This is a genomic window from Salipaludibacillus keqinensis (assembly GCF_003226325.1).
GTDB lineage: Bacteria > Bacillota > Bacilli > Bacillales > Salisediminibacteriaceae > Salipaludibacillus > Salipaludibacillus keqinensis.
Genome location: NZ_PDOD01000003.1, coordinates 195,417 through 210,133, shown reverse-complemented (window position 1 = coordinate 210,133; position 14,717 = coordinate 195,417). Strand labels below are relative to the sequence as shown.

12 protein-coding genes are annotated in these 14,717 nt (G+C 38.9%); 4 read left to right on the top strand and 8 right to left on the bottom strand.

The annotated features are described in order from the left end of the window. Positions 1-39: 39 nt before the first annotated feature. Positions 40-726: a DUF4956 domain-containing protein gene (locus CR194_RS13275; protein ID WP_110610178.1), complete on the bottom strand. Its 687-nt coding sequence runs from the start codon at positions 724-726 to the stop codon at positions 40-42. Positions 727-754: 28 nt separating this feature from the next. Beyond that, the gene (locus tag CR194_RS13270) at positions 755-1,492 is read right to left on the bottom strand and encodes a polyphosphate polymerase domain-containing protein (RefSeq protein ID WP_110610497.1); all 738 of its coding nucleotides are present in this window, start codon (positions 1,490-1,492) and stop codon (positions 755-757) included. Between the two features lie 231 nt (positions 1,493-1,723). Here CR194_RS13270 and CR194_RS13265 point away from each other — a divergent pair, with 231 nt between their 5' ends. The 4 genes from CR194_RS13265 to CR194_RS13250 all read left to right on the top strand — a co-directional run bounded on the left by CR194_RS13265 (position 1,724) and on the right by CR194_RS13250 (position 7,765). Continuing rightward, positions 1,724-4,186 carry a CotH kinase family protein gene (locus CR194_RS13265; protein ID WP_110610177.1) on the top strand — a complete coding sequence of 821 codons (2,463 nt, stop codon included), beginning with the start codon at positions 1,724-1,726 and terminating at the stop codon, positions 4,184-4,186. Between the two features lie 491 nt (positions 4,187-4,677). Further along, positions 4,678-5,946 carry an ABC transporter substrate-binding protein gene (locus CR194_RS13260; RefSeq protein WP_110610176.1) on the top strand — a complete coding sequence of 423 codons (1,269 nt, stop codon included), beginning with the start codon at positions 4,678-4,680 and terminating at the stop codon, positions 5,944-5,946. A 121-nt stretch (positions 5,947-6,067) separates the two neighbouring features. Then, entirely contained in the window at positions 6,068-6,943 is an 876-nt protein-coding gene (locus tag CR194_RS13255; RefSeq protein ID WP_110610175.1) for a carbohydrate ABC transporter permease, read from the top strand. 12 nt (positions 6,944-6,955) lie between these two features. After that, complete coding sequence (locus CR194_RS13250; RefSeq protein WP_110610174.1) at positions 6,956-7,765, top strand: carbohydrate ABC transporter permease; 810 nt, start codon at positions 6,956-6,958, stop codon at positions 7,763-7,765. Between the two features lie 344 nt (positions 7,766-8,109). Here the strand turns inward: CR194_RS13250 and CR194_RS13245 are convergent, their stop codons facing one another. The 6 genes from CR194_RS13245 to sftI all read right to left on the bottom strand — a co-directional run bounded on the left by CR194_RS13245 (position 8,110) and on the right by sftI (position 14,699). Further along, positions 8,110-9,024, bottom strand: coding sequence for an AEC family transporter (locus tag CR194_RS13245; RefSeq protein WP_110610173.1), 915 nt, complete (start codon positions 9,022-9,024; stop codon positions 8,110-8,112). A 94-nt stretch (positions 9,025-9,118) separates the two neighbouring features. Further along, positions 9,119-10,546, bottom strand: coding sequence for an aldehyde dehydrogenase family protein (locus CR194_RS13240; protein WP_332888670.1), 1,428 nt, complete (start codon positions 10,544-10,546; stop codon positions 9,119-9,121). Between the two features lie 39 nt (positions 10,547-10,585). Next, positions 10,586-11,449, bottom strand: coding sequence for a class II fructose-bisphosphate aldolase (locus tag CR194_RS13235; RefSeq protein WP_110610172.1), 864 nt, complete (start codon positions 11,447-11,449; stop codon positions 10,586-10,588). 14 nt (positions 11,450-11,463) lie between these two features. Then, entirely contained in the window at positions 11,464-12,201 is a 738-nt protein-coding gene (locus CR194_RS13230) for a GntR family transcriptional regulator (RefSeq protein WP_110610171.1), read from the bottom strand. After that, complete coding sequence (locus tag CR194_RS13225) at positions 12,167-13,348, bottom strand: diphosphate--fructose-6-phosphate 1-phosphotransferase (RefSeq protein WP_110610170.1); 1,182 nt, start codon at positions 13,346-13,348, stop codon at positions 12,167-12,169. Before CR194_RS13225 ends, CR194_RS13230 begins: the two co-directional genes overlap by 35 nt. A 13-nt stretch (positions 13,349-13,361) precedes the next feature. Continuing rightward, positions 13,362-14,699 carry a sulfoquinovose isomerase gene (gene sftI / locus CR194_RS13220; RefSeq protein WP_110610169.1) on the bottom strand — a complete coding sequence of 446 codons (1,338 nt, stop codon included), beginning with the start codon at positions 14,697-14,699 and terminating at the stop codon, positions 13,362-13,364. Positions 14,700-14,717: the final 18 nt, after the last annotated feature.

Sequence of the window (14,717 nt, the reverse complement as noted above, 5' to 3'; positions counted from 1 at the left end):
GCGAGAACCGTCCCTGCGGTTGCATTATCTTCATTACCTTTAGTAACTTCCTGTCGCGTAATTAATGGAAATATTTAAATTGGAGTTTCTTTCTCTGATGGCATCCATGACGTCTTTATCTTTGACGCCGCTTTTCATCACCACATCATACTCCAGTTGAATCATCGTACCTAGGTTCGTTGTTTGGACTCTTGTTAATGAGCGATGCTCCATGTACTCGTCAAAGATATCATCGAACACTCCTTCAAACTGTAAATTTTCAGGAATCGTAATTCTCATGGAGCGATTTTCACTTTCAGCTTTACCGTAATCAAATACGTATAAGAGGTAAACTAGTACACATAAGGACAAAGTAAAAATGATTGCCAATAAGTAAAAGCCAAGTCCACAGGCGATGCCTGATGCCATACCGAAGAAAATAAAAGCAATATCTTTCGGATCACTCATGGCACTTCGGAAACGGATAATTGAAAATGCCCCGACTAGACCAAAGGCCACGGCAATATTATTACCAATGACGATCATAATAATCGAAACGACCACCGACATCATTATTACAGTATGGACGAAAGACTGTGAATACCTGGCTCCTTTATACGTTCGTTTATACACTTGGGTGATGATTAAAGCTAAAACAAAACTTAGAAATACAGCTAAAAATCCATCTATTAATGTTACTCTTGTTGTAAGATCTTGATGTCTAACAACGTCTAAAATACTATCCATCATCTCGCTCCTTTATACCTAAAACCCATCACATGGCGAAGTAGTCTTTTTCTTGCTGTTCATCCAATAAATCTGCACTAGTGCAAAACTTTGAAACACTCTTTTTCTCACAGCCAAATTCACTTAGCATTCTCGCAAGCCATAATGGCACACTGTGGTCCACCTTCACTTCCATCACCACAAGATCCGGATCTACGAAATGTTTACCATATGGGCCATTTTCTATTCTCAGATCATTCTTTCTACACTTAAGATTGTAGTCAAAAGTAACCCTCAAGTCAGGGTCATCAACACCCACAAATGCCTGGCGGTCGTAACTGACAATATTCTCCGGTCTTAAATGATAGAGTTTTCGAAAATAGTCAATCTCACTGAAAATCTGCTCATTTGATACGTCTATTGTGTCACCCTTTTTCAATTGATTGTTAATATATTGATAGGCCCCACCTAAGTTGATGCTCGTTCTACGTTTATTCACTCTTTTTTTATACTTCTTTTTAACCTCAAAGAAAGCACTATCTTCCAATGTAGCACTGTTATAGATCCTCAATCGAAGTTTTTGGCGAAAAGGAGCTTTGTTCCTTGTTTCATAATAAATCTTCTTATCTGATGAATCAAAATAGAGACTAATAATATTATATTTTCCTTGGCTATCTCCATATTTATCAAGAGTCATACGTTTCTTTAATTCATAGGCGAACTCTTCATACATTTGAAAAGGAATGAGATATTTCACCTCATATCGACTAAATATTTCTCCTGCCATCATGACACCAGCTTTCTCTATTCAATTCTCAATGACTGATTTGTGGTATAGGAAAAAAATGAAAATCAGCACGATCGATCATGTTACAAATATGTAAATGATAATAACAAAATATGAAGATTATGTTACTATTGTAAAGGTTAAACATCAACGCTGTACATTATAAAGGATAAAATCAGAAAATGTAATGTCCTTTTATAAATATGAATATTCTTTTTTACGGAGGGACACATGCTCAAAAATAAACGACCGTTCATCATTTCTATCATTTTACTCTCTATCCTTATGATAGCCTGGGGGCTTTCATATGTTGTAGCCTCTGGACCTATTATTCAAGACGAGGCCTTTGAAGAAGCCATTCGGGCAGAGATTGATTACGAGATTGGCGAAATTCGGCCCGATCAACTGACACAAATCGAGCACCTTCAAATCCGTGATGCCAATATAACCAATATTGATGGGATTGAACATTTCACATCCCTCACATCTCTTGATTTAAGGGATAATCAGATTCAAGATATTTCTTCGTTATCCGAACTAGATTCGTTAACAGACTTAAACCTACGCGGGAACAGGTTGAACAACATAGAGGCGCTAGCCGCTCTCTCAAATTTAGAAGAATTAAACCTCCGGGAGAATGCCATTCAAGATATTTCTTCATTGGAGAATCTTACTGAACTTGCTGATGTGAACCTACGCTATAACAACATCACCAATCTTGAGCCGTTACAAGACCTGAACAATTTAAGGGATCGCCTTTATTTAGAAGGAAATCCAATCACAGATTTTTCTCCGGTCATCGATTATTATGGTGAGATTAATGAAACAGATATTGACCCTGAGGAGTACTCTGAAAATCAAGACCTTGCTCCTGTCTTTTCCCACCCCGGTGGTTTTTATGAGGAAAACGTTGAATTGGAGTTGACTTCGCCAGAAGAAGAAGGCACGATTTTTTACACGTTGGATGGGTCTGTTCCGGATCCAGTTGATAACGCTGATCAAACGTATGAATACTCGGGAAAAATATTCATTGATGAGAACAATGATGAAGAACCTACTCTTTCAATGATTCCTACGAACTTCATTGATGATCGTCGGGGTTGGAATAAACCGGGCACGCCACAAGATCAAGGGACTGTTGTAAGAGCCGTAATTGTAGACGAAAATGATAACGTGAGTAGTGTCACGACTCAAACGTATTTTGTGAATATCCAGTCATCTCTTCCTGTCTTTTCATTATCAACAGACGCTGAGAATTTTTTCGATGATGAGATGGGTATTTATGTTCCAGGAATCCATCATGAAGACTCGGATTGGACTGGAAATTATTATCAAAGAGGACGTGAGTGGGAACGTCCTATTCATGTGGAATACTACGAATCAAATGGAAATCTAGCTTTTTCTCAAGATGCTGGTGTGAGAATTCACGGAGGCTTTTCAAGAAGATTCGCTCAAAAGACTCTCCGTTTATATTCAAGAAGTGATTATGGTGAGAGTCGATTTTCTTATCAGTTTTTTGAAGACAAAGAAATGGATGACTTTAACCGCATTTTGCTAAGAAATTCAGGAAATGACTGGGGCATGACGATGTTCCGTGACGCTGCCATGCAGCGGTTAATTGGTCACCTTGACTTAGATCACCAATCGGCTCAACCTTCTCTTGTTTTCTTGAACGGGGAGTTCTGGGGAATTCACAATATCCGTGACCGCTTAGACAAGCACTTTCTTGAGACTCATCACGGTGCTGACAGAGATCATTTTACAATCCTAGATGGAGAGGGAACGATTTCTGACGGATTGGAGACAGGTGTTGAGGACTATGCTGAGTTGATTGATTATGTTCAAGATAACGATCTCTCGCACGAGGAACACTATGAGTACGTTCAGAACAACATGGACATCGAGAATTATACACAATACTATGCAACGCAAATTTATAACGCTAATTCTGATTGGCCTCATAACAATATTAGTTTTTGGCGATATGAAAATTTAAATAATGAGGCAGTTACCACTGATGAATTGGATGGCAGGTGGCGCTGGTTCCTTTATGACGTGGATCGTTCTCTAGGATATGAGGACTATGATCATAATACGATCGAGATGACGACCTCCTCTGTGAACCCAGGACGGGACGAGGAATGGCCGAATGTCTTACTCAGATCCTTGCTGGAGAATGAGGACTATAAACATAAGTTTATTAATGAAATGGCCGACCACTTAAATACTACATTTAATACTGATCGAGTCATTCAAACCATAGATGAAATGGAAGCTATGATTGAACCAGAAGTTGAACGACATATTCACCGATGGGGAATCCCAGAAAGCGTCGCAGATTGGGAAGAGGAAGTAGAAATAATGAGAGAATTCGCCGTAAACCGTCCGAATATTGTTCGTCAACACCTTTCTGAAAACTTTGAGGTAGATGGGACAGCGAACGTTGAAATAAATTTCGACTCTGACCAAGGAAGGATCCAGATCAATTCTATTGATTTACGTGAGGGTACCCCAGGCGTCACAGATCCAGAAAACTGGTCAGGGGAATATTTCACAGGAATACCAATAACTCTAACCGTCACGCCAAATGAAGGATACACCTTCACAGGTTGGGGTGATGAGATCGACTCTGACTCCGAGACGATTGAAATTACTTTAGAGGATGACATAACCCTTGAACCTCAATTTAATTAGGTTCACAAAAACTTCATTTCATATCAAAGCCCCAGATTATTAAAGATCTGGGGCTTTGGATACTTAAGGGAGAAGAAATATGAAAATACGTTATCACGCCCTTTTAAGCTAGCGAATGCCATAATAACTCCGTTCAATATTTTAGTAGAATCACAAGGCTATCCTACATACCTACTTCCTTTAAAATCGCGATTATTAATAAAATAATTATTCTAAACTTAAATGAAATATACTTGCGGTAAACAGAGACTACTTTCAGAGCAAATAACAGTGATTTTAAGAACTACGCATCGAACATTCTTCTAAAAAAATTTATCTCGGCCATACCATCCCTCTAGTCCTAATTTTCTAACAATTCTAAAAAAAGACTTGAAAGCGCTTTTATAACGTGTAATAATACTAAAAGAAGATAAAACTTGGCGGTTTATTTTTTTTGAACCTAAAGGTACCTATCTTTAAAAATTTATCATAATCTTTAAGGGGGAAAAATCATGAAGTTTAATGTAGGATCTAGCCTCGGTTTATTAACTGGTGTTGTGTTATTACTTACAGCTTGCGCAGGAAATCAAGAAAGTGGCGGTTCTTCTAGCAATGGCGATAACGAAGATCAGACTCAAATTAGTTTTATTCATTGGCGCGGTGAAGACGCTGAGGTATTCAATGAAATTATTGAAGAATTCGAAGAAGAAAACCCTAATATTACTGTAGAAATGAATATTTATCCATCGGAACAATACCAATCCAATGCTCAACAGATGTTAAGAGATGGCTCAGTTGGTGATGTCTTTACTTCTTTCCCCGGATCGCAGTTCGAAGTTATTCAAAATGCTGGTTTCTTTGAAGATTTAACGGGTGAATCGTTTGTTGATAACTTTAATGCAGAAGCCATTGAAATTGGTCAGAAGGATGGTCAACAGCTAGCTTTACCGTATCAAATGGTATTTAATATGCCCGTTTATAACGTAGGAATGTTTGAAGACCTAGGTTTAGAACCTCCCAATAGTTGGAGTGAGTTTAAAGAAATGGCTGACACTCTTCTAGAAAATGATATAACACCAATAGCTTTTCCTGGGGCAGATATTGGGCCAAACCAGTTCATGAACAGCATGATGATGAATAATGCCCCCGATGAAGATATATTTGAGAAATTGGAAAATGGTGAAGAGTCCCTAACCAATGAATGGTGGGTAAGCACATTAGAAAACTTTCATGAGCTCCTTGATCACGGCTATATTAGTGAAGATTCCTTAGGTACTCAGCAAGATGCAGCTATCTCTCAAGTAGCTCAAGGAGAAGCAGCAATGCTAGCAACTGGTTCCTACCATATGGCGTCACTACTAGAGCAAAATGAAGACTTAGAACTGGATTTCCTTGCTCCAATTACCGTTGAAGAAGATGAAGCTATCTATGAGGGAATCCACACCGCGACATTTATGCTAGGAGTCAATGCAAACTCTGAAAAACAAGAAGAGGCGAAACAATTCATTGAATTTCTAAGTCGTGATGACATAGCCTCCAAATACGCTAATGAAACTGGTCAGCACTTAACGATTGAGGATGTAGACTATACTTCAGATGCGTTACAAAATACTGCTTATTGGCTTACAGATAAAGAAACTCGTTTCCAACCTAGATTCTTTATAACAAACTCTTCAGTTGAGAATGCTGTATTAAGTTCAATTGAAAGGGTTTTGGGCGGTGATGACCCAATGGAAGCCGCTGAAACCTCACAACAAGTAGTAGAGGAAAATATTGACTAGTATGTTTACTCTTTAAATTTCTTTTTTGGAGAATGGGAGCTATCGAACGCTCCCCTCTCTAAATCCTTTTACATAACGAAAGAAAGTCTTAAGAAATTCAACATAAAGGGATGATCTAACAATGAAAACGTCCAAGAGTATTTACTTATTTGTTATTCCCGGGCTCATTCTCTATAGTATTTTTTTCCTGTACCCTACAATTAGCGCCTTCTTCTACTCTTTCACGAATTGGGATGGAATTTCAGCTGAATTTCAATTTATCGGAGTCGACAACTATATAAGAGCAGCAACTAACGATAGTATTTTCGCTCAATCGATAGGCAATAACCTTAAATTTATGCTATTCGTTGTTATATTCCAGACTCTTTTTTCTCTGATTTTTGCCATTTTCCTTGTAAAAAATACAAAGTTTAATGTTTTCTTAAGGGCCTTATTTTTCTTCCCTACTGTTCTATCATCCGTTTCAGTAGCATTTATCTGGTCTTTCATTTACGACCCATCTATGGGCTTATTTAACACATTACTAGGTCAGATCGGCTTAGACGGATTCAGGCAAAACTGGTTAGGTAATCAAAATATTGCTATTTACTCTTTAGCATTTGCTCAAGTCTGGTTTCATACAGGTCAAATGCTCATCATCTTTGTCGCTGGACTTCATGCCATTCCAAAGGACTTATATGAAGTGGCCAAAATCGAAGGAGCAACGAAATTTCAAATATTTAAAAAGGTTACGTGGCCTCTTCTTGCACCATCTGCGACAATCGTCGTTGCTTATACAACCATTCAATCGTTTAAAGCTTTCGATTTAGTCTTTGCCACCACAAGAGGTGGACCGAACCATTCTACTGAAATCATCGCTACCTATATTTATGAAGTGGCGTTCAGAAACTACAATTTCGGCTATGCATCAGCTATCTCGGTTATCTTTATGGTCGTCATTGCATTGATTACGTATTTGCAGTTTAAAGTATTACGCTCGAATAAAGTTTCCTATTAGGGAGGAATCAGAATGTTTACAAGAAGATTCTCAATACTCATATTCGCCCTGCTCATTATTGTTCCGTTAATTATGGTTGTTCTAACTTCAATGAAAACGATGAGGGAAACATTCGAGAATCCTTTGGGGTTACCATCGGAAGGGTTGAATATTGACAATTATATTAACATTTTTCAGACTCAAACAATGGCAGGGTACTTTGTTAACAGTGTGATTGTAACAATCTTTTCCGTTTCACTGACTTTACTGCTTTCATGCATGGTTGCCTTCGCTTTAACCAGATTGTCAAATTGGATTAGTGTTGTGCTGTTTGTTTTATTTACGTTAGGAATGATGGTGCCAGCTCAAGTTAACATGGTCCCCCTTTATAACCTTGTTCTTCAATTGGGACTTACCAATAGTTTATTGGGGTTAATCCTAGTTAATATTTCTGTAACAATGCCGGTCGCTGTATTTATTTTAACTGGGTTTATGAAGACACTACCGAAAGAACTATTTGAAGCCTCAACAATTGATGGTGCTGGAGAATGGAAAATATTCACGAAGGTTGTCATTCCTTTATCATTGCCTTCGATCTCAGCAACCGCTATCTTTTTATTCGTCATGCATTGGAATGACTTATTGTATCCACTACTTTTCATTACTGATAATGCATATAAAACTTTACCTTTAGCTCTTTTAGAGTTCCAAGGACAGTACTCAACGAATTACCCGATGTTATTTACAGGCGTAATGATTGCTTCTGCTCCAATGATTATTGCTTATGTCCTTCTGCAACGCTACTTTGTATCCGGGATGACTGCCGGTGCAGTAAAAGGATAATCTAATAGTTTATCTTCAAACTTTAAATACTGTTATTCAAGATGAAGTGACCTTGAATAACAGTATTTTTTTATATAACGAATTAATTTCATAATTCAAAAAACTTTTAGCTATGCGATTTGAATATAGGAATATAATTGATTAGAACTACAGTCGCATGCTCCGTGAGCCTCCCCCTCCGCTCCTGCGGGCGACTCACTTGGACACGCTCTTCCCGCCTGAGTCCTCGCTTTTCGTTTTAATCAATAGAAAGCCCTTGATTCGGATATTTTTCAGAAATAAGTACTTATGAAATGGGTTCAACTGACTTTAATTTTAACTAAAAATATCTGTACATAGCTTAACTATAGGAACATTATCCACATTACTACTGGAAGAGTTGCTAATGAAAGAACAGTAGTGATCAACGTTGCCGTTGAAACGAATTCTGGCTCCGTATCAAATTGTAAAGCATACAGAGTAATATTCGCCGAAGTTGGGGTTGCTGCCATCAATATCATGATTTCCTTCCAAGTTTCATCAATTGGCATTGCTTTCACGATTAGAAATGCTATGACAGGTGAGGCAACAAGTCTTATTAAAACTGTCATCACTGTAGGTTCAATCTTTACTGTTTTGATTTTTGTTTTGGCTAATTGCATGCCTAAGATGATCATAATTGTGGGAATAGCAGCGTCTGCGACAAAATCGACTGTCTGAAAGATCAATGAACTCAAAGAAATGTTCATTACTTGCAGGGCAAGACCTAATAAAGCAGCGTAAAGGATTGGCATACGGAACACACTTTTTAGGGCCATACTGCTCCCCGCTCCTACATCTTGATCTTTATTTCCACTTGCCGCTATAAATATTCCCACAGTACACATTAATAATTGTTGTAAAACCATTAAAATAATAGCAATGTCCAATCCCACAGCCCCAAATACAAACAAAGCCAGCGGCGCACCATAATTTCCATTATTCATAAATGAACTGGCAAGCATGACTCCTGATCGTTTTGCAGCATCCCATTTTTTCACTTTACCAACTACCCACGCTGTAAAAAGTAACGCCGTAGACAGTCCTAGAGTATATAAAATAAGGTATACATAATCGATCGAGATCGTGTTCACATAAAAGGTTCGAAAAACCAAAAAAGGTGACATGAGATATAGTGCCATCGTTGAAAGTTGTTTTGTATCAAATCCTATTCGTTTTTGACCTATATACCCAATTAAAAAGACTGAAAAAATCGGTAGTAATATTAAAAGAAACTCCATAATATCCCCTGCTTTCTAACACAAAAGGCCTAACCCTAGAAAGGTCAGACCTTTGATGTAAATAGCCTAATAATTAATGACTATCAAGAAACAATTACAAGTTCATCACTATAATTCGTTCATTGGTCATTTCTTCAATCGCATATTTTGGCCCTTCTTTTCCATTTCCACTACCTTTGACGCCTCCATAAGGCATGTGATCAACTCGGTAGCCTGAAGTGTCATTAATAATAAGACCGCCTACCTCTATTTTTTCTGCTGCTTTCATAGCGAACGATAAATCGTTTGTGAACAAACCTGCCTGAAGACCGTAGGCAGAATCATTTACTTCATTGATGACATCATCCTCACCTTCATAGGAAAGAATCGACACTACTGGACCAAAAATTTCATCTTTACATACTTTCATAAATCGCTTAACGTTGGTTAAAACCGTTGGCATGAACACCGTTCCTTGTTTTGTGTTTCCTGTGACTACTTCCGCCCCTTGCGAAACAGCTTCGTTTACCCATTCTTCTACTCGTTTCAATTGATCTGGATGAATCATCGGACCTACATGTGTTTTATCATCAGATGGATCCCCAACTTTTAATGCTTCTGTTTTAATTCTTAACTTATCAAGAAAAGACTCTTTCACAGATTCATGGACATATACCCTTTGGACGGATATACATACTTGACCAGCATTATTAAAGCTCTTTAACGCCACTTGCTCAGCAGCAGTATCTAAATCTGCATCGTGGTGAATGATGGTTGCAGAATTATTCCCTAATTCTAAGGCCACCTTTCTAGTTCCCGCTCTCTCTCTTAACCATCTTCCTACACGGGGACTGCCCGTAAAGCTAAACATAGATATATCTTCCTCGTCTATCAACCACTGTCCTATTTCAGGTCCATTCCCAGTTAATACATTTAATCTTCCAGATGGTAAACCAGCTTCGTTGAATAGTTCAGCTAACTTCAACGCACAGAGTGGCGTGACTTCAGCCGGCTTCAATACAACACTATTCCCTGCTGCAAGTGCTGGCCCCACTTTATGACACACAAGATTAAGTGGAACATTAAACGGAGTGATCGCAGCAACAACACCGACAGGCACTCGGATAGTAAAAGCCTTCCTCCTTTCTGAGCCTGGCGCTGCTTCTACCGGTACGGCATGGCCGGAAATACGTTTTGCTTCCTCAGCAGAAATTTCTAAAGTCATTGCTGCTCTTGCAACTTCACCTCGTGACTCTGTTATTGGTTTTCCAACTTCCTCACAAATGATTTGTGCCAATTCCTCTTGTTTCTCAATCATCAATTCTGCTGTCTGTTTTAATACCTTATACCTTTCATAAGGTGAAAATGGCTCAGACAAAACCTCACGTGATAACTTTACGGCCTGTTGTACATTTCCTCGTGTAGCTACTCCTATCGATGCGATTTTCTCAAGAGTGTATTTATTCATAACATCTAGTTGGCTGTCCGAGGGCTCCCATTTATTACCTATCCATTGTCCATACGAATTTTTTACACTTAACAAAAGATCACCTCTTTTTATTATTCATCACTACCTTTAATATTATAAAAGACTTGCTTTCCCTTGACTGTTGAAAAGACGGATTTTTTCCTGAACTTTTTCTTGCAGGTAGGACCGACCCTGTCCGAGCGAATGGGCGACATGATATTCTTTAGGATCTTTTTTAAAGCAATCCTGTACACCTTTTGTGAATGCAACCCGTAATTCGGTATCTACATTAATTTTCGCTATTCCTAACGAAATGGCTTTTCTCACTTGTTCGTCAGGGACATCTGATCCGCCGTGCATCACAATTGGTTTCTGTAATGCCGATGATATTTCGTCTATACGATCAAATGCAAGGTTAGGAGGTCTTTTATAAATTCCATGAGCAGTTCCAATAGAAACGGCAAGATAATCTACACCCGTTTGTTTGGCGAAAGCCAGCGCTTCCTCAACTGATGTAATCATAGCATCATCTTCATCGACGGTAATGTCATCTTCCGTCCCCCCAATTTTACCTATTTCTCCCTCACTGCCAATACCTAAATGGTCAGCCGCCTGAGCCACAAATTTTGTTTTTTCTACGTTTTCTTCAAATGGTAGTGCCGAGCCGTCAAACATGACTGACTGGAAACCTAGTTGAATCGCTTCCATTGTTTGTTGTACTTCTCTACTATGATCCAAGTGGATAGCTACCGGCACCGTAATCTCTTCCATATAGACATCTATCATTGCTTTCATCGCTTTTAAGCCGATGTTTTGAATGACCTTTTGCCCTACTTGAATCATGATCGGAGCCTGTTCTTTTTCTGCTGCCGTTAAAATACCCTGAATGGTTTCAGCATTATGAGCACTAAAAGCACCGACCCCATAACCATTTTCATATGCATGCGTTAATAATTCCTTGCCTGAAATATATGGCATAATAACTCCTCCTTTTATCGTTGGAGGTCAATATCATAATGATAATGATCACTCCGATACTTCGTTCTTGTATATTCTATCGGCTTATCATCAACACCAAAACTCAGCCTAACCATTTCCAATAACGCTTCGCCACCTCTAACCCCAAGATAATCGGCTTCTAGTAATGTAGCGTTTATCGCTTTAATTTGTTCTGATGCCTTTCTCAACCAAATATTTTGCTCTTCTAATATTTCATAATACTTTGCATGATCTAAATCATGTTTAACGAGTATTTTGCCTATATATTCGGGCCAGACTGTTCTTTCTAGAGCAATCGGTGTTTCATCAGCAAATCGTATTCTTTCTATTAAGAGGACGGTTGCTGACTCCTCTAGTTGCAGAACTGATTTTTCGCTGAACAAATCAGTTCGAAACTCGACCCTTAAAGTTTTAGATCTAGGCACTCTTCCACTATCTAATACTTCTTCTGCGAAACCTTTCAGTTTACCTAAACTCCCTTGTAGCTTTTGAGGCTTAACAACAGTTCCTCTGCCTTGCCTTTTCTCTAATAGACCATTCACTACGAGAATCTGAATAGCTTGGCGAATGGTCGTACGACTCACGCCAAATTCTTTCATGAGTTCTTGCTCTGTTGGAATGAGCGTATTAGCTGGCCAAATTTTCTGTTGAATTCTCTGAATGATGATATCCTTCACTTGCAGATAAAGGGCACCTTTATTGTCGGTTATGATATTTTCTTTTCTCTTCATATTTACTGCTTCTCAGCCAAGGTTCGGGATAGGTTTTCAAATCATCTCCTATTAATCCATCCAGCCATCTATAATATCGATCCGGATGGTCAATGAACTGGCTCGTCAGAAGCCTTTCACCTCCATTATAAACATCTAGTAAAGATACTGATGATATATCTACTTCATATTCTACAGTATCTTTGCGTAGGAGACGAACCATTTCGCCACTCACTCCTGATCGAACCAATTTCGCAGCATAAATCCCGACATCCTCTGCCTCAACACAATCAGAACGGGATACAGCACTTGTAAAACTCCGTTGGTTCATTCCCAGTAATTCACCTCTCGCCATGACACCTAAATTTTCTTGAAGAAACACCTCCAAACTTCTTGAAATACCACCTAATACAGTCCTCCCATTGGAAACTGAATGCTGGACTTGATGATCTTCGTCGAACTTCACTCCTTCACTGACAACTACAGTTGCATATCCATATTCCTTCCAAGTACGCTCAACATTTATTAACACATCATTTAAACAATAATTTCTTTCGGGTAAATATATATGATGGGGACCTTCTTCAGCTGTATTCTTCAAATAACCACTTGCAAGGGCCAACCACCCAGCATTCCTTCCCATCGTTTCCAGAATGCGAACTTGTTCAAAGTTTTTCATAGAAGACACGTCTCTATCTGAATCTCTCACACTCATAGCTACATAACGGGCTGCACTAGCAAAACCAGGGGCATGATCCGTGCCGCACAAATCGTTATCAACGGTCTTAGGAATTCCCACAACATTTAAATCCATCCCTTTCGCCTTTGCAAACTTGGAGATTCGGTAAAGAGCAGCCATTGTTCCATTTCCACCAATAAAAACAAGGGTATCAATGTCATGCTTCTTTAAATTATTTACCGCTCTTTCCATTCTTTCTTCATTAAAATGATATCTCCCTGATCCTAGCATCGCCCCTGGAACATGACTATGACTAATAATTCTTTCTTTATCTGCTTCTTTCATTACTATTAAATCATCTTCTGCAAGTCCGGAGTAACCGTTAAAAACGAGCATGATTTCACCAGGATTAAAGTTTGAAATAAATGCTGCTAGGCTGCGGTTAACCACAGCGGTAGGGCCACCGGCTTGACCAATTGCTACTTTCATTCACCTCCCTCCTTCAGCTATTTATTTCAACCACTGGGAGATTCAGCAAACGACCGAACTCCTTTATTTGTCCACGAACATCTGCATGAACAATGGCATAATGAGGTTCAAACCCTTCAAGCATTAATTCTTGCATCACTTCTTGCACATCTTTCTCTACAGCCACTTCAATTGTTGTGCCGTTAAAACGCTGTGGTACATCCAAGGCCTCTCCTGTAAATACAAGTAACCTGTAGCCCTCAGGTGTTGCACCAACTCTGAATATCGTAACCTTGCCAGGCTTCAATCCAAATTCCATGGTCAGGCCCATTTTTCGATTCGGGTGAACTCCTGCTTTCGCACCTGTTCTTTGACTCGCTAATGAATAAGCTCCTGCACCGCAGTGCCAAAAAACCATTGCGTTATTCTCCTGATTAATATGAACCATGTCTCCTAAATACGGAGCAGCTCCACCTGATAATTGATTCAATATATACATAGATAATGAACCGTGAATATCAGACTCACATGCAGACACCATACTCTCATCTGTTAAGTGAGATAATGTGGAACAGGCAGCGGCTCCCAATTCATTAAAGAAGTCAGGCCAACAACGAATTGCCAAAGCCGAAAGCTTTTCCTCTTCTATGTAATCTCGCATTTTAACTGTAAACTGTGCAAAGCGCATGACCGTTTCGTCGTTCCTATTCAGTCCTATAATTTTATTTTCTGCAGTATCCACTTCTTTTTTCCAACGTTCTTCAGGGACTTCTTTAGCTTCCTTAAAGGCATGAAGTAAGTCCACATCTTTCAACGTCACACCGAACGTATGTTGAAGCTTTTCTTTATTTGTACCGGAAAAATAAAAACCAGGTGGATGGTCACCGACAACTCCAATGCACAAACGACTCGTATTATATATCGTTTTCGTTACACTAAGATGCGAAGCAAGTGTGTCCTTCACTTGTGCTTCATCTGGATTCCCAAATACAAAACTGAATGAACGGTTATTAGACTGCAACACATGACACGTGCTATTGCCACCGGTTAAAGAGTTAAGCATTAAACGCTGACCGACTACAGGCTCACGAACGGACCACACAACAACCGGAACCTTAATTTTATTAATCGTAGCCTGTATAAATTCCCCATCTGCAAACGTTACGCTTTGATAAACAATAGTATCAACATCAACATCGACAGTCGCTAAAAAGTCTTCCAATTCATCAGGTGAAGTAATTAAATATTCAGGTTCTTTCACATAACGACACGTTTTAGAAAGTAAATCAGAACTTGCTTTCCATATTTTCTCGGCTTCCTCCATATTGAACGTTTTTCTCGCAATCGGTAAGTATAAAATTGAATTTGCCATGTCTATTTCTCCTCCCAT

What these genes read in the sequence shown, in the direction of transcription:
- CR194_RS13275 (WP_110610178.1), bottom strand. Translation starts at nt 726, where the DNA reads ATGGATAGTATTTTAGACGTTGTTAGACATCAAGATCTTACAACAAGA.
- CR194_RS13270 (WP_110610497.1), bottom strand. Translation starts at nt 1,492, where the DNA reads ATGGCAGGAGAAATATTTAGTCGATATGAGGTGAAATATCTCATTCCT.
- CR194_RS13265 (WP_110610177.1), top strand. Translation starts at nt 1,724, where the DNA reads ATGCTCAAAAATAAACGACCGTTCATCATTTCTATCATTTTACTCTCT.
- CR194_RS13260 (WP_110610176.1), top strand. Translation starts at nt 4,678, where the DNA reads ATGAAGTTTAATGTAGGATCTAGCCTCGGTTTATTAACTGGTGTTGTG.
- CR194_RS13255 (WP_110610175.1), top strand. Translation starts at nt 6,068, where the DNA reads ATGAAAACGTCCAAGAGTATTTACTTATTTGTTATTCCCGGGCTCATT.
- CR194_RS13250 (WP_110610174.1), top strand. Translation starts at nt 6,956, where the DNA reads ATGTTTACAAGAAGATTCTCAATACTCATATTCGCCCTGCTCATTATT.
- CR194_RS13245 (WP_110610173.1), bottom strand. Translation starts at nt 9,024, where the DNA reads ATGGAGTTTCTTTTAATATTACTACCGATTTTTTCAGTCTTTTTAATT.
- CR194_RS13235 (WP_110610172.1), bottom strand. Translation starts at nt 11,449, where the DNA reads ATGCCATATATTTCAGGCAAGGAATTATTAACGCATGCATATGAAAAT.
- CR194_RS13230 (WP_110610171.1), bottom strand. Translation starts at nt 12,201, where the DNA reads ATGAAGAGAAAAGAAAATATCATAACCGACAATAAAGGTGCCCTTTAT.
- CR194_RS13225 (WP_110610170.1), bottom strand. Translation starts at nt 13,348, where the DNA reads ATGAAAGTAGCAATTGGTCAAGCCGGTGGCCCTACCGCTGTGGTTAAC.
- sftI (WP_110610169.1), bottom strand. Translation starts at nt 14,699, where the DNA reads ATGGCAAATTCAATTTTATACTTACCGATTGCGAGAAAAACGTTCAAT.